Consider the following 23,504-nt stretch of genomic DNA (forward strand, 5'->3'; position numbering starts at 1 on the left):
CGCTGCGCGCTCGTCGTCCCACCCTCACCAACAGGAAACTCGCAATGAATCTCAAGGATCAGGTCGCGCTCGTCGTCGGCGGCGCCTCGGGTCTGGGCGCCGCCACGGCGCGCAAGCTCGCGTCGCTCGGCGCTCGCGTCGCCGTGCTCGACTTCAACCTCGAAGCGGCGCAGCGCGTCGCGGCCGAAGTCGGCGGCGCCGCGTATGCGTGCAACGTGACCAGCGCCGAGAGCGCCGAACAGGCGATCGCCGCGGCGCGCGCCGAACTCGGTGCCGCGCGCGTGCTGGTCAACACCGCCGGCATCGCGCCGGCCGCCAAGATCGTCGGCAAGAACGGGCCGATGCCGCTGGATGATTTCCGCAAGGGCATCGAGGTCAATCTGGTCGGCACGTTCAACACGATGCGGCTTGCAGCCGCCGAGATGATGAAGCTCGACCCGCTTGAAGACGGCGAGCGCGGGCTGATCGTCAACACCGCGTCGGTGGCCGGCTACGAAGGCCAGATCGGCCAGGCCTCGTATGCAGCGTCCAAGGGCGGCGTGATCGCGCTGACAATTCAGGCCGCGCGCGAGTTCGCGCAGGTCGGTATCCGCGTTTGCACGATCGCACCGGGCCTATTCGAAACGCCGATGATGGCCGGCCTGCCGGAAAACGTACGCGCCAGCCTCGGCGCGTCGGTGCCGTTCCCGCCGCGTCTGGGACGTGCTGACGAATACGCCAAGCTGGTGGCGATGATCGCCGACAACGTGATGCTCAACGGCGAGACGCTGCGCCTCGACGGCGCGCTGCGGATGCAGGCGCGCTGATCGGCGCCGGCAACACCGCGCGGGCTGCCGGCCCTCAGCGCAGGTAGTCGAGCAGCAGCGCGTTGACGCGGTCGACGGCGTTGACGGTCATCCAATGACTGACGCCGTCGATCTGCTCGTATCGCCACGGCGCCGCCATATAGGCGGCGCTGTCGGTCATCTGGTCCTGGCTGAGGAAGCGGTCGCCGCTGCTCCAGACGCCGAGCACCGGCACGCGCACCGGCGGGTAGTCGGCCGGCAGCACCATGCGCACATTCGCGCGGTAGATGTTCAGTGCCGCCGTCAGCCGACCCGGGCGCGACAGCCGCGCGATCCAGCGCGGGGCTTCGACTGGCTCCTGCGTGAACGCGCGCATGAACGCCCAATCGCCGGCCTTCAGCAGCGCTTCGGTCAGGCCGCGCAGCTGGAACATCAGCGTGTACCAACCCTTGAGCTTCTGCCGCCAGCTGGCGCGCGTGTACGCGGACGGATGGCCGACCGACAGCGCGGCATAACGCTCGACTCGCTGCGGATGATGGATCGCCAACTGCCAGCCGATCGCCGCGCCCCAGTCGTGGCCGACGACGCGCGCCTGGGCGACACCGAGCGCATCGAGCACGCCGATCAGGTCGGCCAGCAGCGCTTGCACCCGGTAGGCGCGCACGGGTGCCGGCATGTCGCTGTCGCCGCAGCCGCGCAGGTCCGGCGCGATCACTCGATAACCCGCGGCGATCAGCGCCGGCCATTGATGACGCCACACCTGGTGATCGTCCGGAAAGCCGTGAATCAGCAGCACGGCCGGGCCATCGGCCGGGCCGCCAACGCCGACGTTCAACGCAACGCCGTTGACCGAGATGCGGGTGTACTGGAGTGTCATCGGGCGGGCCCTCAATCTGCGTGTGCTACCCAGGAGCGGGCGCAATCCGGCCGCCAATATACGGCGCTGACGATGCGGCGATGGCGGCGGCGCGGTCGCAGGCGTACGCCAGCAGCCGCTACGATCCGCACCCGATGCCGCCGATCACGCTGACCGACAACCCGACCTCGCTGATTGCGCTGCTGCTGCTGGCGCTGATCTCGTTCCCGATCGGTTTGAAGATGCCGCCGCTGGCCTCGGTCCCGTGGCGTCAGCAATCCAGGGCGCTGACGGTTGGCGTCGCGCTGCAGTGGTTGGGACTGCCGCTGCTGACCGCGATGCTGATCGTCGCGGTGCCCGTGCCGCCCGGCGCGTCGAACGCGCTATGGCTGGTGACGGCGACGCCCGGCGGCTACGTGCTGCTGACGTTTGCGTTGACGGCTCGATCGGACCTGCTGACGGCGCTGGGCTTGAGCTTGACGACCACCGCGCTGAAGCTGCTACTGACGCCGCTTCTATGGTGGATCGGTGTGCGCTATCTGTTGCCAGAGGCAACCGCGGCGTCCACGTTCGACAGCGTCGCCGCGACCATGTCGCAAGTCGTGCCGGCGCTGTTGCTGCCGCTGCTGATCGGCTGGCTGATCCAGCAGCGCTGGCCGGCCGCAGTGCCGCGGGTGGCGCGCGTCACCTTGGTACTGACGCTGCTGATGGTGCTGGCCGGCTTGGTCGATGCAGCGGACGCGCTGCGTCCGGGCTTGCAGCTGAACTGGCCGCCGCTGCTGGCCTTGGTCATCGTCCACCACGCCCTGGTCTGCCTGCTGGCTTACGGCCTCGCCTGGCTGGCGCACTTGGCTCCGGCGCAGCGTCGCAGCGTGGTGCTGGCCTGCTCCACGTTCAACGCCGGCCTGGCGATACCGCTGGCGCTGCTGTTGTTTCCGTACGACGGCATCGCGCTGCTAACGCTGGGGTTCTGGGCGTTATGGCGGGTCGCCATCGGCACGGCGATCGCGTTCTACTGGCGCTGGCGGCCGATCCGCTGATACCCGTGGCCGCTGCGCCAGCCGGCTGATGCAATGCGCTACTGCGTGACCTTGATCTTCATCCGCATCGACGGATGCAGCGCGCATTCGACGTCGACGACGCCCGGCTGATCGAGCGTGACTTTCTTGGACGTGTTCGGCGCCGACGATCCGAGGTCGAAGGTCTTGGCGTCCGACAGCGAATAGACGTTGTGCGCCATGCTGTCGCGGTTGCTGAAGCTGACGGTATCGCCGACTTTCACGGTCAGGTCGGTGGCGCTGAAACTCATGTTGCTCTGTGTGACGACATGGTCTTCGGCGTCGGCATCGCCGGTGCTGGCCATGACCAGCACCATCAGCGTCAGCGCGTACAGCGCCGTCTTCATCATCGACGGCGGCAGGGCTTGCGTGGTGGCTTGAACGTTCATCGGATTCCTCGACAGAGTGATGCGCGGGCGGCTCATTTGCCGGCGACCGGCAGGTGCGATACGCGGGTTGATGCGGCGGCAATCGGTGCCGGAATAGGGCTGCTCAAGGCCTGCATGAAGGCCACCAGATCATCCTTGTCCTGCTGCGTCAGCGGGCCGGTCTTCAGGTTCGGCGACAGATTGGTCTTGACGTCGCCGCCACGCGCGTAGTGCTCGACCACGTCCATCAGCGTCGCAGCGGAGCCATCGTGAAAATACGGCGCGGTTTCGGCGATGTTGCGCAGTGTCGGTGTCTTGAAGGCGCCCTTCAGAACCGCGATCGGCTTGTGTGCGAAGCGACCCGGATCGGCGCCTTCGCGGCCGAAAGATGACAGTCCAATGTTGTGAAAGCCGTTGTCGGTAAACAGCGGCGCACGGTGGCAAACCGCGCAATTGCCGGTATTGGGGTCGACGAAGATCTGGAAGCCGCGTTGCTGCTGCAGCGTCATTGCCGTCACGTCGCCGGCCAGCCAGCGGTCGAACGGTGCATTGCGTGCGACCACCGTGCGCTCGAAGCTGGCGATCGCCTTGGCGATCAGCAGCTTGTCGATCGGCGCGTCCGGATAGGCGGCTTGAAATGCGGCACGGTAGGTCGCATCGCGGCCGAGCAGCGCCATCAGCTTGTCGAAATCGGTCGCCATCTCATCCGGCGAATCCATCGGGCCCATCGCCTGATCTTCGAGGCTGGCCTTGCGCCCGTCCCACATCTGGATCGTGTTGTATGCCGCGTTGATGATCGTCGGCGATGCGCGCGGCAAGGTCTTGCCGTCCAGACCGCGCGATGTGGCCAGGCCGTCGCTCCATCCTTGCGCCGGATCGTGGCAACTGGCGCACGAGGTCGTACCGTCGCGCGACAAGCGCTTGTCGAAATACAGCATGCGGCCCAGCTCGACGCGCTGTGGCGTCGGCTCGTTGCCATCGGGATACGGCACATGATCCGGCAGCCGCCATTCGTGGGGCGGCGGCGTCGGTGCGGTGATGGTTTCAGCGTTGCTAAAGGCGTGCACCAGAAACAGGGACAGCACGCACAAACGGGGAATCATCGAAGGCTGCATCGGCCTGCTCCGCTGACGGTCGCATCATGGGGTCATCGGATATCGGCCCTGCGCGCCAACACTTGAACGCGGCTGGCTTGCCGTACGTCGGCCGACCGCGACCCCATGCCCTCCGGCGCCTCGTCTCAGGTTTTCATGTCTGGAGCCGATACCTGAATCTGAAAAGGGCAAGGCGCCACCGATTGGGTATCGGTCGGTGCGGCATCGCGCACCTCGTTCGTCCATGACGCTCGCCAGCGAGCGTGTCTCGATCAGCAGCCGATACGGATGTCGCGTACTGAACGTCGTATGGCGTGCGTCATGGCGTGAGCTGTGCCCGCGGGCTCGCCACCACTCAAATGCATGGCAGACGATGCGGAGATGATGATGATCAAACTGGATCTGTTGCTGCGTCGCCGGCTACAGGATGCACAGCGACGTTTGGCGCAATGGCGTATCGGCGTGCGCTTGCGCGCGGCTTTCGCCGGCTTGCTGCTGGTCACCGGCGCGCTGGTCGCACTGTGCTTGTACTCGATGAACACCATCGAGCAGCAGATGAGCGACATCGTCGTTCGGAACAATCACAAAACCGAACTGCTGCACCACTTGCGCAGCGTGATGCTGTCGCAGTCGGTGACCGTGCGCGATCTGATTCTGGAGACGATCGACGAGCAGAAGCAGCAGCATGCCGCCACGCTGGGTGAGCAGCGAGCCGCCTATCGCCGCTATGGCGATGAGGTGACGCCGCTGTTGGTCGATCCGGAGGAGCAGGCGCTATACGCCCAGGCGACGTCGGCGATGGCGGGCGTCGACCAAGCGCTGGATAAGGCGGTGACGCTGGCACTCGATGGCCAGGCGGCGGCAGCGGTGGTCTTTGTCAATCGTAGGGCCGGTCCGCTGCAGCGCCAGGTGCTGGACGCACTCGATACGATGATCGACATGCAGCAGAAGCTGAATCAGCTGACGCTACTGGATGTGGGCCATCAGACCGCAGCCGCCGGCCGCGTGACCGTCGCCCTGGCATTGGTCTTGTTTGGCCTGGGTTGGGTGGTCGCGCTACTGATCACGCGCAGCATTACCGATCCGCTGGCCGTCGCAGCACGCATGGCGGCCAACATCGCACGTGGCGAACTGGATGCCCAAACCTTGCAGACGTTTGATCGTGACGAAGTCGGCGACCTGCTGCGTTCCATGACCGATATGCAGCAGATGCTGGTGCGCTTCGTCGAGTCGCAGACCGAGATGGCGCAAGCCCATGCCGAGGGGCGGATCAGCCAGCGCATGGTCGTGACGCCATTTGCCGGCGTCTATCGCGACATGGCCACGTCGATCAACGAACTGGCTGCGTCGCATATCGCGGTACAGCAGAAGTGCGTCGCGATCATGGGTCACTATGCCCGCGGTGATTTGTCACATGAAATGGAAGTGCTGCCGGGCGAGCAGAGCGCCCTGTCCGACACGATGTCGCAGGTCCGCAGCAAGCTTCAGGCGGTCAACGCCGAGTTGTTGCGGCTGGTCCAGCAGGCCGCGGCCGGCGACTTTTCGGCGCGCGGCGAGGCCGCGCGGTTCGAGTACGACTTCCGGCAGATGATCGAGGGCCTGAGCCGCCTGATGGCGATTGCCGAGCAGGGACTGGGCGATGTCGGCACCCTGCTCGCCGAGATCGCGCGCGGCAATCTGACCGAGACGATTCAAAGCGAGGCCAGCGGCACGTTTGCACGGCTCAACGATGACGCCAACACGACCGTGCAGCAGTTGCGGCAGATCGTGTTCGGCATACGCGAAGCGACCGAGTCGATCCATGTCGCATCGCAGGAAATCGCCAGCGGCAACACCGATCTGTCGAGTCGCTACGAGCGACAGACGGCTGCATTGGAATCGGCAGCGCGCAACATGGGCACGCTGATCGACACGGTTCGCGGCAACGCATCGCAAGCGGCGCAGGCGCGCGAGTTGGTCGGTGGTGCGGCACAGCTGGCGATGCGCGGTGGCGAGGTCGTCGGTCAGGCCGTGAACAGCATGCAGGCGGCCACGCAGGCAATGACGCGGATCGGTGACATCGTCAGCCTGATCGACGGCATCGCATTCCAGACCAACATCCTGGCGCTGAATGCGGCCGTCGAAGCCGCGCGGGCCGGCGAAGCAGGCCGCGGCTTTGCGGTGGTCGCCGCCGAAGTGCGTGCGCTGGCGCATCGCTGCGCCGGCTCGGCCCGTGAGATCAAGGATCTGATCGGGCATTCCCACGCGGCCGTCGACACGGGCGCGCGGCAGGTCGGCACGGCGGGCGACACGATGACCGAGATCGTCGCCTCGGTGCAGCGCATCGCGCAGATCATCAGCGGTATCAGTGAGGCATCGCAGCGCCAGACCGATGACATCGAGCAGGTCAACGGCGCCATCGCCCTGATGGAGCGGGACATGCAGCAGAACGCGGCGCTCGTCGAACAGACCGCGTCGGCGACGCTGTCGATGGCCGACCAGGCGCGCAACCTGTCGGACCTGGTCGCCGTGTTCCGGATCGATGACGCCGATCAGACGGTCATCACGGCGCAGGCCGCGTAGCCAGAACGCGGCCCGACCGTTGGGGCGGAGATCGCCGCGCTTAAGGCAAGGCGTCCAGAAACGCTCGCAGCGGCGGATTGACGATCGCCGGGTGCGTCAGGTTGGCGGCATGCGCTGCGCCGTCGACGCGGATCAGGCCGCGACTGTCGCCGAGGCGGCGGCTCAGTAGCTCGGCGCGATCAAAGCCGATCGCGGTATCGCGGCTGCCATGAATCACCAGCGCGGGTTGATGAATCTCGCTGAGGCGGTCGACCACGTCGTCGCGGTCGAGCAGGCAGTTCATTGGTGCCAACAACTGGCTTGCCGGTGCATAGGCTTTCCAGCGCGCGATCCAGGCGTCGTTGTGCGCCGGGTCGTCGATGATGATTTGCGCGATCACCTGCGCCACCTCATCGCTCAAGCCGTGGTCGATCCAGCCTTGCAGCATCGCGCGATACACTTCGCGTTTGTCGGCGTGCTCGGCATCGGCTTGCGTGTCGATCAGCACCAGTGCGCGCACGCGCTGCGGCGCCAGCAGCGCCGCGCGCAACGACAGATAACCGCCTTGCGACATGCCGGCGAATACCGCGCGGTCGATGCCGAGGTGATCGAGCAGGGCCAGCGCATCGCGGGCGGAATCCCAATACGTGAACGGCTGTCCGTCGTAGCGCGTGTCACCAAAGCCGCGCTGATCCCAGGCGATCACCCGATAGCGTGGTGCCAGCGCGTCACGCTGCGCATCGAACATCGTGCGGTCCATCAAAAAGCCATGGCTGAACAACACCACGGGACCGCTGCCACCGCTGTCGTCGTAGCGCAGGGTCTGACCGTTGATCGTGGCATGCGGCATCGGGGTGCTCCGGGGCGAACGTGGGCCGAGCGTACGCGCTTGGCTGACCCGTCGGGGCCACCCGGTGCGGCTCACCCCTTTGCAGCAGGACAGCGCGGCGCGGGTGCGCAATAACCGGGGCCGGCATCACGCCAGACAAAACCAAGCCGGGTACGCAGCCCGCAGGGGAGACCGATCCGATGAACCCGATCCGCCGCACCGTGCGTGCCGCGCTCTACGCCGCCGCCAGCGCTCTGCTGGTCGCCGCCAGCGGCCAGGCCGCCGCAGTGATCGACAACGCCGCGCTGTCCAACGAGGCCGACGGCCGCGACTGGGCCGCTTACGGCCGCACGTTCAGCGAGCAGCGCTTCAGCCCGCTCGACCAGATCAATCGCAGCACGGTTTCGCGGCTGAAGCTGGCGTGGACGCTGGACCTGGACGACGTCTGGAACGTGTCCACAGCGCCGGTCGAAGTCGACGGCGTGATCTACTTTGCCGCCGGCTACAGCGTCGTCCACGCGGTCGACGTGCGCAGCGGCAAGCTGCTGTGGAAGTACGACCCGAAAGTCGACGGCAAGAAGATGCGGATGGCCTGGGGCAGCCGCGGCATCACCTACTGGAATGGCAAGCTGTACACCGGTGTGCAGGACGGCCGTCTGTTTGCGCTCGACGCCAAGACCGGATCGCTGGTCTGGGAGACGCTGACGACGACGCCGGGCGACAACCGCTACATCACCGGCGCGCCGCGCGTGTTCAACGGCAAGGTCATCATCGGCCATGGCGGCGCTGACTTTGGCCATGTACGCGGCTACGTCACCGCCTACGACGCCGAAACCGGCACACAGGCCTGGCGCTTCTACATCGTGCCCGGCAACCCCGACGACGGCTTTGAGAACGCGGCGATGGAAGCCGCGGCCAAGACCTGGACCGGGCAGTGGTGGAAGTACGGCGGCGGTGGCACCGCGTGGAACGCGATGACCTACGACCCGGAGTTCAACCGCGTCTACATCGGCACCGGCAACGGCTCGCCGTGGAACGCCAAGCTGCGCTCGCCCGAGGGCGGCGACAACCTGTACCTGTGCTCGGTGGTCGCGCTTGACGCCGATACCGGCGAGTACTTGTGGCACTACCAGACCACGCCGGGCGAGACCTGGGATTTCAATTCGACGATGGACATCGTGCTGGCCACGGCCGAGATCGATGGCCAGCCGCGCAAGGTGCTGATGCACGCACCCAAGAACGGGTTCTTCTATGTGATCGATCGGCAGACCGGCAAGCTGATCAGCGCCGAGAAGCTCGGCAAGGTCACCTGGGCCGAGCGCGTCGACATGAGCACCGGCCGTCCGGTTGAGATCAAGGGTTCGCGCTATGAGGACGGCGAGGCGCTGATCTGGCCTGGCTCCGGCGGCATGCACAACTGGCAGCCGATGTCGTACAGCCCCGACACGCGGCTGGCCTACATCCCGGTGCGCGAACTGCCCGGCTACTACAACGACGAAGGCCGCAAGGCCAGCACCTGGACGATGACGCCCGGTGACGTGCTCGGCTTGAAGGGCTTCTTCGACGACGTGCCGAAGAATGCCGGCAGCAGTTCGCTGCTGGCCTGGGACCCGGTGCAGCAGAAGAAAGCCTGGAGCGTCGAGACGCCGGGTGCGACCAGCGGCGGCGTGCTCAGCACGCGCGGCGGTCTGGTGTTCCAGGGCCGCGCCGACGGCAAGTTTCAGGCGCACGATGCCAGCACCGGCGAGACGCTGTGGAGCAGCGACATGGGCGTCGGCACGCAGGCGCCGCCGATCACTTATGAAGTCGACGGCAAGCAGTACGTCAGCGTGCTGGCCGGCTGGGCCGGTGGCCAGATGCTGCTGGGCACGCTCAGCGCGCAGCACGGCTGGGTCGGCCGCGAACATCCGCGCCGCTTGTTGACCTACGTACTCGATGGCGAGGCAACGCTGCCGCCGACCGCGGCGCCCAGCTTTGCCAAGCCGATCGATGACCCGGCGATGCAGCTCGACCCGGCCATGGTCGCCAAGGGTCGCGAGCTGTACTCGTCCTGCGTGATCTGCCACGGCGTGTCCGCAGTGGCCGGCGGCTACGCACCCGACCTGCGCGCCTCACCGATCCCGCTGTCGGCCGATGCGTTCAAGGCCGTGGTGCAGGGTGGCGGGCTCGAAGCGCGCGGCATGCCGCGCTTCGAAGAACTCAGCGACGACGATCTGACCGCGATTCGCCACTACATCCGCGAGCGCTCGCGCTACAAGCCGAGCATCGGCGAACAACTCGGCGCCGCTTGGGACTTCATCAAGCTGCTGATCAAGATGAAGTGGAAGCAGTACTTCGGTTGAACGCGCGCCGCGGGCGCTAAGCGGGGCGAGGTGGAGGTGGCAGCAGCGGACGCACTTCGGTGTGGCCACGGCTGCCATCGCCGACATTGGGGCTGCGCGCCGCCCAGTCGAGCGCCTCGCCCAGCGTCGTCACATTGATGATGAAACAGCCGCCGATCGCCGGGCTCTCGGTATCGGCCGCGCCATAGCGTCGTTGCGGGCGTCCGTCGGCAACGCTGACCGTTGCGCCGGTCGACGGTGCCTGCAACAAATTGCCGCCGACGACGATACCCGCTTGCACCATCGCGTTGATATACGCGTTCCAGTCGCGCCAGTAGGTGGGCGCTTCGGCCGGCGCTTCACGCCGCGCGAAGTCGCGCGGCATCTCGTTGAATATCAGCATGAACAGCATCGCGATTCCGTTAGTGAATGAATGTACTCATTCATTCGAACACAGACACCACGCCGATGCCGAGTCTCGGTCACGATGCGCTGCTATTCGTGCAGCTCCGCGCGCCATCGAATCGCTTGGTGCCTCTGATTGCTGCGCTGCAAAAACCGACGGGCAAGGCTAACTACCCTTTAGGGTGGCGTCGGATTTACGAAGCGAGCTTGTAATGCTTCCACTACTACAAGAGCGTCGACTCGACCCCCGTCATACGGCGGGTATCGAACGGGCAACTCAATAGCCTTCATCAGAAGGCGTGCGGAGGATGATTGAAAACAGTCGATGTCATGGCCATCGGGCCCGGCTTGCCTGCGATTGATGCGGACTGCTCGCCGACACGTCGCCACGCGCGTCTCCGTTGCAGCTGATCTCCTTTTAATCACACGTCGGGCAGCGAGCGGCTACGCCGCTTCGAGGAAGAATATGTTCTCTTTGCGTCAACGGATCGCGATCTGGATCATCGGACACCAGAAGATCTCCTGGGCGGTATTCGTCGCGATCACCGCGTTCTTCGCCGTCGGGCTTCGCAACGTCGAGCTGAAGACGATCTTCTCGGACTTGCTGCCGAAGGACGATCCCTTCGTGCAGGTGTTCAAGGATCATCCGAACTTCGGCAATCCGTTGACGATGACCATCATGGTCAAGCGCAAGGATGGTGACATCTACAACGCTGAAACGCTGCAGAAAGTGTGGCAGCTGACGCGCGACATCGACCTTGCGCCGGGCGTCGATCACGATCAGATCCTGTCGATCGCCACCGAAAAGGCGCGCTATGCCGAAGCCACGCCGTTCGGCATCGACATGCGGCCGCTGATGGAGAATCGCGTACCGCAGACACCAGAAGAATTGGCCGACTTTCGCGGTCGCGTCGACAAGTCGCCGAACTCGCGCACGTTCCTGATCTCGGGTGACAACGCGGCGACGCTGATCAACGCCACGTTCATCGAGCAGCGCCTCGACTACGGCGTGGCCTTCGACTACGTGCAGGGCTTGGTGGAGAAAGCACGCGATGCCGATCATGACGTCTATCTCGCCGGCCAGCCGGCGCTGACCGGCTGGGTGTATCGCTACCAGTCGCAGATGTACATCATCTTCGCAGTCACGCTCAGCGCGCTGATCCTGTCGCTGGTGCTGTACATGCGCAACGTGGTCGGCGTCGTCACGCCGATCGTCACCAGTGCCGTCGCCGCCGTCTGGGGCTTTGGCCTGACCGGCTGGCTGAAGTCGCCGATCGAGCCACTGCTGATGATCGTGCCGCTGCTGCTGGTGGCTCGCAGCTTCTCGCACTGCGTGCAGTTCACCGAGCGCTATTACGAAATCTACGCGCACGTCAAAGATCGCTCCAAAGCCGCCGAAATCACGATGGGCGTGATGATGGCGCCGTCGGTGCTCGGCATCTTCACCGACATCGTCGGCGTGTTCTTGATCGCGATTGCGCCGATTCCGGCGATGGAACGCTTTGCGCTGTTCTGCGGCTTCTGGTGCATCTGGCTGATTCCGACCGGCGTCGTGCTGATCTCGCTGCTGCTGGCGGCGCTGCCGGCGCCGAAGAACGTCGACCGGCTGGTCGGCGGTGATGGCCGCGAGTCGCCGTTCCAGAAGAAGTTCCAGAGTCTGCTGCGCTCGATCTCGCATCTGAGCTACGGCAAGCCGGCACGGATGACGACGGTGGTATTTGCCGTCGTCGGCAGCATCGCCGTCTACCAGGCCTTGCAGATCAAGATCGGCAACCCGGTCGAGGGCAGCAATCTGTTGTGGCCGGATTCCGAGTTCAACGAAGCGATCCGCCAGATCAACAGCCACTTTCCTGGCGTCAACACGCTGGAGATCGTGCTCGAAGCCAAGAATCCGCGTGATCCGGCGCGTGTCGCGCGCCAGGCCGACACGGTCATGACGATGTTCAAGCTGCAGAGCGAACTGGAGAACGGCGAGGCACCGCCGCGTGCGACGCTGTCATTCGGCGACTACCTGATGGAAGGCAACCGCTTGTTCGCCGGTGGTAATCCGAAGTGGCTGCCGCTGGATCCGACCAACCCGGCGGTCAACGCCGCGGCGATCGCCGTGACGCTGGGCAGCAGCACCAAGGCGTTTTCGCATGTGATCGACTTCAACATGCAGAACTCGACGGTGTCGCTCTGGTACAAGGACAACAAGCAGGAAACTGTCGACGGTGCGCTCGCTGCCGCTCGCGCTGCCGTTGATCGCGTCGGCATCGATCACGATGCGTTCCGCGTTCGCCTCGGCACGGGCACGATCGCGCTGCAGCAGGCCACCAATCTGGTTGTCGAACGCTACCACTGGGCGATCATCGGCCTGCTGAATCTGGTGATTCTGATCGGTTGCAGCCTGGCGTATCGCTCGCTGGTGGCCGGCCTGATTCTGCTGATCCCGGTCAATCTGTCGAACTTCGTGCTGAACGCGTCGATGCACATGATCGGCATCGGTCTCGACATCAATTCGCTGATGGTCGCGGCGATCGGTGTCGGTGTCGGTATCGACTACGGCATCTACCTGCTGTCGCGGATCTGCGAGGAATTCCACGCGCAGGACAACGATTGGGGTGCTGCGATCACCGCATCGCTGACGACCACCGGCAAAGCGATCATGTTCACCGCGTCGATCATGCTGATCGGCATCCTGCCGTGGTACTTCCTGTCGGAGCTGAAGTTCATGGCCGACATGGGCTTGCTGCTGGTGCTGATCATGCTGATCAACATGGTGTTGGCGCTGGTGGTGCTGCCGCTGCTGGTCTGGCTGATCAAGCCGGCCTTCGTGCGCCGCAATGATCTGCTGGTGGGTGAAGGGGTTGACCTGTCGGCCTACACCGCGCAGCGCGAATCGTATATCGCCAATCGCCACGCCGAACTGGCCGTGGCCAAGTGATAGGGCGGTTATCTAGAAAACCTGCAGCCAAAAATGTTTTGTCACCGTAGAAAGTAGCGGCGGCCCATCGGCGTAGTGATGTCGCTGCACCGGAAAACAAGCGACGGAAAACCAGCTTGTCACGAGAGGAGAATCAAAATGCATATCCGTAAATTCGACGTCGACTACGGTCGCCGCACGCTGATGAAGAATGCAGCGCTCGGTGTCGGTGCCGGCGTGCTTGCACCGCTGTGGCCGGCGATCGCCAACGGCGCCGATCTGGGCAAGGTGTATCCCGACGAGCTGCTGTCGATCGAAGTGCTGACCAAGGGCAAGATCAAGCCGGGTGACACGCTGACCGCCGCCAATGTCGACGTGGTCAAGGATCTGCTCGATCCGATCACCTATCGGCAGGTCAAGGAGATGGGCCGCAAGATCGGCATCATCGCGCCGCCGAAGGACACGTCGGTGCTGTTCCCGTCGGCATTCCTCGAGTCGTCGCTGAAGAACAAGGGCAAGGCCAAGTTTGGCCCGGATGGCAATATCTATGCACCGGACGGTGGCGCCTGGCTCGGCGGCTTGCCTTTCCCCGACGCCAAGACCGGCGAAGAAGCGATCAGCAACCTGACGCTGTCGTGGGGTCGTAGTGACTACTGCCAGTATGCGATCCGTCAGTGGGACATGCAGCCCGACGGCGATCAGGCTTATCAGTACGACTTCGTCTGGGCCGAGTTGCAGGCGCAGGCTCGCGTCGACGGCACGACGTTCCAGAACCGCAAGGATCTGCTGCGCATTCAGTCGGTCTGGTTCACAGGCCCGAGCGACACCGCCGGCAGCTCGTTCCTGAGCACCTGGTACTACGACCAGAAGAAGTATCCCGACCTCTACGGCTACCTGCCGCAGTTCAAGCGCGTACGTCAGTTCCCGACCAACCAGCGCTTCGAGCCGCTATTGCCGGGCATCACCTGGTTCCTGTCGGACGCATGGGCCGCTGGTGACCCGATGCTGACCTGGGGCAACTACAAGATCATCGGTCGTCAGCCGATGCTCGGCTCGGTCAGCGAAGGCTGGGCGGGTGACAAGAAGAACTGGGAGCCGAGCGTGCACGGCGGACCCAAGGGCAAGACGTTCTGGGATACGACGATGTCGCTGTGCCCGGACTGCATCGTGCTCGAAGCCGAGCCAACGGGTTATCCGCGTGCGCCGGTCGGCAAGAAGCGCGTCTGGATCGATGCGCGCAACCAGCAGTTCATCGCCTACATCACCTACGACCGCCGCGGCGAAATCTGGAAGTCGTTCGAAGCGGGCTGGTCGCAGTACAGCAAGGGCAATGTCGCGATGAAGGACGAGAGCGGCAAGCCGGCCTGGTCGTGGACGTATATCCACAGCCATGACATTCAGTCCAACCGCATGACGCGCATCATGCACACCGAGAACACCACCGGCGGCTACAAGAGCCAGTTCTCCACGCAAGGTGTCGACGTCTACAACAAGTACCTGACCAACCAGGCGATCCAGCGCCTCGGTCAAAGCTGATCGCAGCCGCGCTGCAAGCGCAGTGAGTGGAGGCATCCGCCGTCGTCACGTCGTCGACGGCGACGGATGCCACCGCTGCTGCGGCAACACGATGCACGCGTGACCGCCTGCATCGCATGGAGTCAGTCGTTGTTGTGAGGGAACCATGAAGTACAAGCAAACATTCAAGCGTGGTCTGACCGCGTTCGCTGCAGCCGTGTGGCTGTCAGCAACGTCGATGACGGCGCATGCAGCCGGCGCGACGATGACGATGGAGCCCGTCGTCAGCGGCAAGGCACACGATGCGCTGTTCTCGGTGGCCTTCAGCCAGAGCCAGGGCATTGCCGTCGGTGCGGCCGGCGCCATTCTCGATACCGCCGATGGCGGCAAGACTTGGAAGCCCGTTGCGCCGTCACCGACGCAGCTGAGCTTGCTCGGCGTCGACGTGCAGGGCAGCGAGGCGCTGGCCGTCGGCCAGATGGGCCTGATTCTGAAGCGCGATGCGAACAAGGCGTGGAAGACGATCGCCAGCGGTACCGAGGAGCGCCTGTTCTCGGTCAGCATGAACACGCGGGGTGTCGCCGCGATCGTCGGTTCGTTCGGCACCGTGCTCAAGTCGCAGGACGGCGGCGCCACATGGGCGGCCGTCGCACCGGACTGGACCGCGTACACCGAAGACGGCGCGCAGCCCCATCTGTATGCCGTCCAGGTTGATGCCAGTGGCGCGGTGATCATCGCCGGTGAGTTCGGCTTGATTCTGCGCCTGCCGGCCGGGCAGACCGCATGGCAGCTGCTACACAAGGGCGATGCGTCGATCTTCGCGATCGACATCCGTGACGACGGCGTCGGCTATGCCGTGGGCCAGAGCGGCGCCGCACTGCGGACCGCCGACGGCGGCAGCACCTGGTCTGCGTTGACCACGGGCAGCGACGCGATTCTGCTGGGCGTTCAGTCGGCAGCCGACGGCAGCGTGATCGCCAGCGGCATGCGCGACATGGTCAGCAGTCGCGACGATGGCCGTAGCTGGACGCACATCACGGCAGGCGATGCGCAGTCGGCCTGGTATGCCGGAATCGGCAGCCCCGCGGGTGGCGGCGCGTTGCTCGCGGTGGGCCATACCGGCCGCATCGTGCGCCTTCAGGCGCCGTAGTTTAGTTGCGGCGACGCAGGCCGTTGCCGCAGCAGCATCAGCAGCAAAACGAGTGACGACGGCAGGTCATCGAACCCGCCGCGACGAAGATGGAACCGTGCGAGTTAGACAACAACATCCGCGCTGCCCCGTGCCCGCGGATCAACGTAGAAGGGGAGAATCAATGGACGGATCGAAAGCAGGACGCTGGCTCAAGACCGGGCTGGCGACGGCGGCGATGCTGGTCGCCAGCGGCACCGCATCGGCACAGGCCGAAGGTGACGGCAGTTTCTTCGACGGCTTTCTCGGTGGTGTCGACGTCAGCATCGGCGGCTTCATCCGGGTCGAGAACGCATTCCAGACCGGAGACGAGAATCCTTTCAATCAGACCGGCAACATCTACAACAACCAGACCGTAGCGCGTTTGCCCGGCGTGCCGGTGCCCGGCTCGCCGGCACTGAGCTTTGCAGTGCCCAATCCGCTACTGGCCGACACCACGCAGCGCACCGGTATCGAGACGTCGAACAACTGGTCGAACTACCACATCCTTCGTGGTGAAGTGGAAACCGGCATCCGTCTGAGCAACGACCTGTCGCTGATCGGCCGCATGCGCGCGATCTACGATCCGGGCTATGACGACTTCAATGCCAACAGTGTCGACTTTGATCGCGGCGGCATCACCGGTGGCGACCGCAAGCTGTATCGCGGCAACAGCCCGAACTACTTCGAGTTCCGGCCCGAGGGCAAGCGCCACGCCAATCCGCTCGAACTGGCTGGCGAAAACTATCTGGTCTATCTGCCGTCGTTGTTCTTCGACTACAACCGCGGCCCGCTGAACCTGCGCGTTGGTAACCAGCAGATTGCATGGGGACAGGCGCTGTTCTTCCGCGTGTTCGACGTGGCCAACGGCCTGGACTTGCGCCGCCACTCGGTACTCGACTACGCGCAGGAAGAGTACGCCGACAAGCGCGTTCCGCAGTTGTCGATCCGTGCGGGTTATCAGATCACCGACGAGATCCTGGCCGACGCCTACGTCGCCAAGTTCCAGCCGACGATCTTCGGCAATCCGAACACCCAGTACAACATCATCCCGGCGCAGTTCACCGTCCAGGATCGCTACGGCGACTTCGACGACAAGTTCAGCTACGGCCTGCGCTTGAAGGCCAACTACGGTCAGTGGGGCTTCCAGGGCATGGCGGTACGTCGCTACAACCCGGATGGCGTGTTCCGCTGGACCAAGTCGAACGTCGACAAGGATCTGCCGACCAACAATCCGCTGGGTCTGACGGTGCACACGCTCAACGGTTTCGAGTCCGGCCAGACGCTGGCCAACACCCCGTTCGAGGCATCGCCCGGCGGCGTCTACTCGGCCGAGGAATGGTTCGAATACGCGGCGATGGTGCGGCTTGATGGCGTTGCCGGCCTGAATGCGGCAATCAATGACTTTGCGCCGGCCACGACCAATCTGCTGGCGTCCGAGGTCAACACCTTCGACCAGGCTCACAACCAGCTCGACACGTTCTTCATCGCTTCGGGCGGTAGTTTGCGCGGCCACATCGAACGCAAGTACTTCCAGGAGACGGTGCTGGGTCTGGGTGTCAGCTACGTCGTCGAAGCCGAGCCGGGTTCGCCGCTGGATCAGTTGATCATCAACCTCGAAACCTCGTACACGCCGGACCGCGTGTTCACCGGTATCGACCTGGGTCAGAACTTCGAGAATCACGACGCGTCGGTCACTGCGCTGGTGATGGAGAAGTACCAGCGCTTCAGCCAGAGCTTCCCGGCAACGTACTTCGTGTTCCAGGCGATGCACCGCAATGCTGACGACCTGTTCGGTCGCTCATTGCGCGGCTATGGCGGCAGCCGCACGTCGACGCCCGATGGCGTCGGCAGCGCGAACTACGTCGTGCTCGCTGCACAGCAGCCGTTCCCGAACGACATCTACCGTGCTGCCTTCGCGGTGCTGTACGACCCGCGCGGCAGCATCCTGGTGCAGCCGGGCGTCAAGTGGAAGCCGCGTGGATCGATCACCGTCGAAGCGTTCTACTCGTACATCAACGGCGATCTGAACGGCAATCCGAATGACACGCTGCTGTCGACGGCGAGCTTTGCCGACGAACTGACGCTGCGCGTCGCCTACCAGTTCTGAGTCTGATCTCTCTGTACCGCACGAGGTAAACCGGCATGCACATCCGCCGCTTCGATCATGACTATGGTCGGCGCCACTTTCTGAAGAGTGTCGCTGCCGGTGTGTTCGGCGGCGGTGTGCTGATGCCGGTCTGGGACGCGATCGCCAATACCGGCGATCCGTCCAAGGCCTACCCCGACGAGCTGCTGTCGATCGAGGGCTATACCAAGGGGCGCATCAACACCGGCGACGAGATCACGGCCGACAACGTCGACCTGGTCAAGGAGCTGCTGGAGCCGATCAAGTACCAGCAGATCAAGACCATGGGCCGGCGCTTGAAGATCGTGCCGACCACGCGCGATATCATGCGGCTCAGTCCCTGGGAATACATGGAAGCGACGTTGAAGAACGCCGGGCAGGCGCGCTTCGACGAACGCGGCAACATCGTCACGCTGCAAGGCAAGCCCTGGATCGGCGGCACACCGTTCCCCAACGCCACGTCGGCACTGGAGCTGTACGCCGGCCTGACGATGACCTGGGGTCGTCACGATGCGTGCATGTACGCGATCCGCGAATACGATCTGTCGGCTGATGGCGATGTGCAGTTCAACTACGACTGCGGTTGGGCCGAGCTGTCGCCGATCGGTCGGGTGTCGATGAATCCCAAGCCGTATCTGCCGGGGCGTGAAAACAAGCTGCGCTATCAGTCGGTCTTTTTTACGCGACCCGACAGCATCAAGGGCACGTCGTTCCTGAACATCTGGGACTACGACCAGAACACATTCCCCGAGCTGTACGGCTATGTGTCGGCGTTCAAGCGCATTCGGCAGTTCCCGACCGACCAGCGCTTCGAGCCGCTGATTCCCGGCTCGACGCTGTATCTGTCGGACGCGTGGGCGGCGGGTGATCCGCTGTACACCTGGGGCAATTACCGCGTCGTCTCGCGCGGCCCGGCGCTGTCGGGTGTGTCGGGCGGCTGGAATGCCGAGCATCCGAACTGGGAGCACAAGACCCACGGCGGGCCCAAAGGCAAGACCTTCTGGGACACGCAGGTCGAGTTCGTGCCAGAAGCCGTCGTGATCGAAGCCGAGCCCGTGAAGTTTCCACGTGCGCCAGTCAGCAAGAAGCGCGTGTGGATCGATGCGCGCACGCAGTTGCCGATCGCGATGGTGTCGTACGACCGTCGCGGCGAGCCGTATCGCTCGTTCGACGGTGCCTACGGTTTGTATGAATCCGGCGGCAAGTCATTCAACGATGGCGCTCACCCCTATTGGTCGTGGGCTCACGTCCATGCATTCGATATTCAGACCGGCCGCATGACGCGTCTCGAGCAGGTGCGCGAGATCGCCGGTCACAAGACGATGGTCAACGATGCGGTCATCTACGACCGCTATCTGACTAACGCCGCCTTGATGCGCATTGGCGGTAGTGATTGATTCGACGATCGCGATGCGACTACCCGCACGGGTAGCGGAATCACGATCGACGCAGTCGTAGTCTCGTAGCCGATGTCATCAGCCCGTCGGACATAGAACGGGCGAAAACGATCATGCGAGCAGGAGAGACAACATGAGCGGCAGCGCCATGCTTCGGCGAGCCGGGCACAGGGAGGTCCAATGAGCCGCCTGCTGCAATGCTACGACGCTGGCAACGGCGCCCAACTGCTGTGGATCGAGGCGCAGGACTATGCCGCGCAGCTGCTCTGCGGTGGCACTCCACCATGGACGGATGCGGCATCGGCGCTGGCGTATCTGAACAAAGTGCAGGGCCTGATCCGCAGCGACGTGATCGTGCTGCCGGTCGCTACCATCATCGCCGCCTGGCTCGAACACCACGCCGATCTGCGCGCCGCCATCGCCACCAAGACGCGGCTGCTGTCCCCGCTGAAGATCGTGCTCGGCGATTCCGCGCTGCGCACGCACTTGAACCAGATTGCCCAGGGCTTGCGCGCCAGTCATCGCGAGCGGCCGCTGGTGCTGTCGGTGCCGTCGCCTCGGCATTGGCCTGCGTTGGCTTACGCACAAGCTTTTGTGGATGCAACATCGCCCGTGGTCGAAGCGGACGATGCGGATGCTGCATCGGTCTATATCGCCGACTTCCTGCGCGGCTTCGGCGAGATCGACATCGATGGCTTGTTGCTGCACGAGTCGACCGACAGCGTGCCGGCCAGTGATGAGGATCTGGCCTGCTATGGCGCCGTCGCCAATCTGGCGAGGCACTACCGCTGGGCGCTGGTGCTGCAGCAACCGCGGGCCGGTGATTACGACGCCTCGACGATCGATCTGGTGCTGACGCCGCAGCCTCAGCGTGGTGCCGTGCGCGACATGCGCAGCGCCACACTCGACGCCACGTCCGTGCCGGTGGGACGGCATCTATTGATTCCGGCGCATGGCCTGTCGCCTGAGCGCGTGCTCGAAAGCCTGGCGGCGCTGCGCCACGACGGCGTGACCTGCTGACCAAGCCCACAACCCATTCGATCCCCGCCATTTTCTGGAGCTGCCGATGCTCGACTATCGCCTCGATCACTTATTCACCTTTGTTGCCCAGTTGCAGCCGCCGCAGGTCTTGGGCGCGATGGCGACCGGCGTCCGCGTCAACTTCGCGATTGCCGGTGGCGACGTCAGCGGTCCGCGGCTGAAGGGGCGCCTGCTTGCCGTGGGTGCGGACTTCTTCAATCTGCAGACCGACGGCGTCGGTACGCTCGACGTTCGCGCCGCGATTGAAACCCACGACGGTGCCTTGATCGACGTGCGCTACCAGGGCGTCGGCGACTTGGGCGAAGACGGCCATGCGCGCTTCCTGCGCGGCGAGTTGCCGCCGACCTTGGCGCTGCGCACGGCGCCGCGGATGGCGACCTCGCACCCGGATTATCTGTGGGCCAACCGACTGCAGTGCATCGGCATCGGCGAGGCGGATTTCTCCACGCTCAAGGTTCGCTACGACGTTTACTCGGTTCGCTGAAGCAGCACGACAACGAAGGACATCTCATGACATCGACTTCTCAAGCAGCGTCTACCCGCAGCCTCGACGCCAGTGCGCGTCAGGTACTCGACTTGATGGCCAACTCCGGTCATCCGGCGATCGAAGACCTACCGGTTCCCGAAGCGCGCGTTGCGGCGCGCATGGGCTTCATTGCGATGCAGGCCCCCAAGGTCGAGGTGCGCGAGGTCCGAGACCTGCAGGTGCAAGGCGCGGACGGCATGCTGCCGGCGCGCTTGTATCGCCCCGGCGACGCCGCGATTCAGCCGGCGCTGATCTACTTCCACGGCGGCGGATTCACGATCGGTGATCTGGAGCTGTATGACGCGTTCTGCCGGCGCATCGCCGTGGCATCGAACTGCGCGGTGCTGTCGGTCGATTATCGCCTCGGGCCGGAACACCGTTTTCCGGCTGCGGCCGACGACTGCATTGCCGCCACGCAGTGGGTTGCTGCTCACGCGGCATCGCTGGGCCTAGACGCGGCGCGCCTGGCGGTCGGTGGCGATTCGGCCGGCGGCAATCTGGCGGCAGTGACGACCTTGGCGCTGCGTGGCCAGCTGTCGATTGCGCATCAGCTGCTGATCTGCCCGCTGACCGCATTCGACTCGACCACCGAGAGCTTCCGCCGCTGTGCCGAAGGCTACTTCCTGACGGCCAAGCTGATGAGCTACTTCGGCGGCCATTACCTCAATGGTGAGCAGGATCTGCAGAACTGGCGCTGCGCGCCGATCCGTGCCGAGCGTCTCGACGGACTGCCACCGGCCACCGTGCTGATCGCCGGCTTCGATCCGCTGCGTGATGAGGGCGAGGCGTATGCGCAGCGGCTCGAAGCGTCCGGTGTGCCGGTCAAGCTGATCGAATATCCCGGCCAGTTCCATGACTTTCAGCTGGTCGACGGCCTGATCCCGCAGGCGATCACGGCCGTCGATGATCTGGCTGCCGCTCTGCGTCGCGCGCTGCATCGCTAGTGGGAGCCGCCATGAGTCCTGATCCACTGGCGGCATTCCGCCTCGACGGCAAAGTCGCGCTGATCACCGGCGCAGCACAGGGCCTCGGCGCCGAAATCGCGACAACGCTGGCGGGCGCCGGTGCGGCCGTGTTCGTCACCGACATCCAGGCCGATGCGATCGCCGCGCGTGCCGCAACGTTGCGCGGCGCTGGCGCACGCGCTGCCCACGCGGTGCACGACGTCACTCAAGAGTCGCACTGGGAATCGGCGATCGCCGCCGCGGTCACCGAGCTCGGCGGCATCGACATTCTGGTCAACAATGCGGGCGTCGAGGACATGGCGCTGCTGACCGATTGCGCACTGGCCGACTTCGAGCGCATCCAGCGGATCAACGTCACTGGCACGTTCCTCGGACTGAAGCACGCGATCCGCTCGATGCGGCCCGGTGGCAGCAGCGGCCGTGGCGGGGCGATCGTCAATCTGTCGTCGCTCGCGGCAATGCTGGGCGTTACGGGCTTGTCGGCGTACTGCGCCAGCAAAGGCGCGGTGCGCTCGCTGACCAAGGCCGCGGCGATCGAGTGCGCGCAACTGGGCATGGGTATCCGCGTCAACTCGGTCCATCCCGGTGTGATCCGCACGGCAATGGGCAACCACCTGCTCGATGGATTCGTCCGGCTGGGACTGGCGCCGGATCTGGCCATGGCCGAAGCGGCGATGAACCAACTGCATCCGATGGGCATGGGCCAGCCGTCCGATGTTGCCAATGCGATTCTGTATCTGGTGTCCAACGCCGCGCGCTGGACCAACGGTGCCGAGATCGTGCTCGATGGAGGCGCCAATGCACAGTAAGCCGCGCGTCGGCCGCGTACAGGATCGCGTTGCCCTGATCACCGGCGGTGCACGCGGGCTGGGCTATGCCGCGGCCGAAGCGCTGATCGCCGAAGGCGCCCGCGTGATGATCACCGACCTGAAAGCCGGCGATGTCGAAGCGGCCGTCGCACAGCTCGGGCCTTCGGCTGCCGGACGGGTGCAGGATGTGACCGAGCGTGCCAGTTGGCCGCGCGTGTTCGACGCGGTGCTCGCGCGCTTTGGTCGCGTCGACATCGTCGTCAACAACGCCGGCGTCGCGAATCTGGCCAGTATCGAGCAGATATCCGACGCCGACTGGGCTCGCACGATCGATATCAATCTGAATGCGGTCTACCTCGGCACCCAAGCGGCGGTCGAGCGGATGAAGCACAGCGGTGGCGGCAGCATCGTCAACATCGCATCGATCGAAGGCCTGGTCGGCGAAGCGGCGCTGCCGGCCTACAACGCCAGCAAAGGTGCGGTGCGCTTGCTCAGCAAGTCGACCGCGATTCACTGCGCGCGCAGCGGCTACGGCATTCGCGTCAACAGCGTCTGCCCCGGCTTTGCCGAGACGCAGATGGTCAGCGGTGCGCTGGCCGCTCTGGAACCGGAGCAGGCGCAGCAGTTTGCTGCTGTAACGCTGCAGCGCATCCCGATGGGACGCTTCGCCAAACCCTCCGAAATCGCCGCCGTGGTGCTGTTCCTCGCATCCGACGACGCCAGCTATGTCACCGGCGCCGACTTTGTCGTCGACGGCGGTATGACGGCCTGAAAGCCGAACCACAACCCCCAC

General features: G+C 64.7%; 19 protein-coding genes. 14 read left to right on the forward strand and 5 right to left on the reverse strand.

Features of this window, described 5'->3' with window-relative positions:
• Positions 1-44: 44 nt before the first annotated feature.
• Positions 45-806 carry an SDR family NAD(P)-dependent oxidoreductase gene (locus tag BUB09_RS05490; protein ID WP_072895183.1) on the forward strand — a complete coding sequence of 254 codons (762 nt, stop codon included), beginning with the start codon at positions 45-47 and terminating at the stop codon, positions 804-806.
• A gap of 34 nt (positions 807-840) precedes the next feature.
• Here BUB09_RS05490 and BUB09_RS05495 read toward each other — a convergent pair whose 3' ends face one another.
• Positions 841-1,662, reverse strand: a complete 822-nt coding sequence (locus tag BUB09_RS05495; RefSeq protein WP_072895186.1) for an alpha/beta fold hydrolase — start codon at positions 1,660-1,662, stop codon at positions 841-843.
• 80 nt (positions 1,663-1,742) lie between these two features.
• Here BUB09_RS05495 and BUB09_RS05500 point away from each other — a divergent pair, with 80 nt between their 5' ends.
• Positions 1,743-2,681, forward strand: coding sequence for a bile acid:sodium symporter (locus tag BUB09_RS05500; protein WP_072895189.1), 939 nt, complete (start codon positions 1,743-1,745; stop codon positions 2,679-2,681).
• Positions 2,682-2,719: 38 nt separating this feature from the next.
• On the opposite strand, the gene BUB09_RS05505 is transcribed toward BUB09_RS05500, so the two are convergent.
• Complete coding sequence (locus BUB09_RS05505; RefSeq protein ID WP_217650236.1) at positions 2,720-3,088, reverse strand: plastocyanin/azurin family copper-binding protein; 369 nt, start codon at positions 3,086-3,088, stop codon at positions 2,720-2,722.
• Between the two features lie 32 nt (positions 3,089-3,120).
• Positions 3,121-4,182, reverse strand: a complete 1,062-nt coding sequence (locus BUB09_RS05510) for a cytochrome-c peroxidase (protein ID WP_072895191.1) — start codon at positions 4,180-4,182, stop codon at positions 3,121-3,123.
• 366 nt (positions 4,183-4,548) lie between these two features.
• On the opposite strand from BUB09_RS05510, the gene BUB09_RS05515 reads away from it, so the two are divergent.
• Positions 4,549-6,723, forward strand: coding sequence for a methyl-accepting chemotaxis protein (locus BUB09_RS05515; protein WP_175550114.1), 2,175 nt, complete (start codon positions 4,549-4,551; stop codon positions 6,721-6,723).
• 40 nt (positions 6,724-6,763) lie between these two features.
• On the opposite strand, the gene BUB09_RS05520 is transcribed toward BUB09_RS05515, so the two are convergent.
• A complete protein-coding gene (locus tag BUB09_RS05520) occupies positions 6,764-7,552 on the reverse strand; it encodes an alpha/beta fold hydrolase (protein ID WP_072895196.1) in 789 nt (262 codons plus the stop codon).
• Positions 7,553-7,731: 179 nt separating this feature from the next.
• Between BUB09_RS05520 and BUB09_RS05525 the strand changes: the two genes are divergently transcribed.
• Positions 7,732-9,873, forward strand: coding sequence for a PQQ-dependent dehydrogenase, methanol/ethanol family (locus tag BUB09_RS05525; protein ID WP_245793143.1), 2,142 nt, complete (start codon positions 7,732-7,734; stop codon positions 9,871-9,873).
• Between the two features lie 16 nt (positions 9,874-9,889).
• Here the strand turns inward: BUB09_RS05525 and BUB09_RS05530 are convergent, their stop codons facing one another.
• The gene (locus tag BUB09_RS05530; RefSeq protein WP_072895199.1) at positions 9,890-10,264 is read right to left on the reverse strand and encodes a YciI family protein; all 375 of its coding nucleotides are present in this window, start codon (positions 10,262-10,264) and stop codon (positions 9,890-9,892) included.
• A gap of 459 nt (positions 10,265-10,723) precedes the next feature.
• Between BUB09_RS05530 and BUB09_RS05535 the strand changes: the two genes are divergently transcribed.
• The 10 genes from BUB09_RS05535 to BUB09_RS05580 all read left to right on the forward strand — a co-directional run bounded on the left by BUB09_RS05535 (position 10,724) and on the right by BUB09_RS05580 (position 23,483).
• A complete protein-coding gene (locus BUB09_RS05535; RefSeq protein ID WP_072895201.1) occupies positions 10,724-13,183 on the forward strand; it encodes an efflux RND transporter permease subunit in 2,460 nt (819 codons plus the stop codon).
• Between the two features lie 138 nt (positions 13,184-13,321).
• The gene (locus BUB09_RS05540; protein WP_072895204.1) at positions 13,322-14,698 is read left to right on the forward strand and encodes a DUF1329 domain-containing protein; all 1,377 of its coding nucleotides are present in this window, start codon (positions 13,322-13,324) and stop codon (positions 14,696-14,698) included.
• 145 nt (positions 14,699-14,843) lie between these two features.
• Positions 14,844-15,827, forward strand: a complete 984-nt coding sequence (locus BUB09_RS05545; protein WP_072895207.1) for a WD40/YVTN/BNR-like repeat-containing protein — start codon at positions 14,844-14,846, stop codon at positions 15,825-15,827.
• 163 nt (positions 15,828-15,990) lie between these two features.
• A complete protein-coding gene (locus tag BUB09_RS05550; protein ID WP_084083185.1) occupies positions 15,991-17,955 on the forward strand; it encodes a DUF1302 family protein in 1,965 nt (654 codons plus the stop codon).
• 35 nt (positions 17,956-17,990) lie between these two features.
• Positions 17,991-19,370 (forward strand): DUF1329 domain-containing protein, encoded by a 1,380-nt coding sequence (locus BUB09_RS05555; RefSeq protein ID WP_072895210.1) that lies wholly within the window; start codon positions 17,991-17,993, stop codon positions 19,368-19,370.
• A gap of 180 nt (positions 19,371-19,550) precedes the next feature.
• Positions 19,551-20,390: a hypothetical protein gene (locus tag BUB09_RS05560; protein ID WP_072895213.1), complete on the forward strand. Its 840-nt coding sequence runs from the start codon at positions 19,551-19,553 to the stop codon at positions 20,388-20,390.
• A 46-nt stretch (positions 20,391-20,436) separates the two neighbouring features.
• Positions 20,437-20,895: a DUF3237 domain-containing protein gene (locus BUB09_RS05565; protein ID WP_072895215.1), complete on the forward strand. Its 459-nt coding sequence runs from the start codon at positions 20,437-20,439 to the stop codon at positions 20,893-20,895.
• 26 nt (positions 20,896-20,921) lie between these two features.
• On the forward strand, positions 20,922-21,881 hold the full coding sequence (gene lipP1, locus BUB09_RS05570; protein ID WP_084083186.1) for a LipP1 family hormone-sensitive lipase: 960 nt from the start codon (positions 20,922-20,924) through the stop codon (positions 21,879-21,881).
• Positions 21,882-21,892: 11 nt separating this feature from the next.
• The gene (locus BUB09_RS05575) at positions 21,893-22,711 is read left to right on the forward strand and encodes an SDR family oxidoreductase (protein ID WP_072895220.1); all 819 of its coding nucleotides are present in this window, start codon (positions 21,893-21,895) and stop codon (positions 22,709-22,711) included.
• Complete coding sequence (locus BUB09_RS05580; RefSeq protein WP_072895222.1) at positions 22,701-23,483, forward strand: glucose 1-dehydrogenase; 783 nt, start codon at positions 22,701-22,703, stop codon at positions 23,481-23,483. Before BUB09_RS05575 ends, BUB09_RS05580 begins: the two co-directional genes overlap by 11 nt.
• The last annotated feature ends 21 nt before the right edge of the window (positions 23,484-23,504 follow it).

Source organism: Hydrocarboniphaga daqingensis, assembly GCF_900129825.1.
In the GTDB taxonomy this organism is placed as follows: domain Bacteria; phylum Pseudomonadota; class Gammaproteobacteria; order Nevskiales; family Nevskiaceae; genus Hydrocarboniphaga; species Hydrocarboniphaga daqingensis.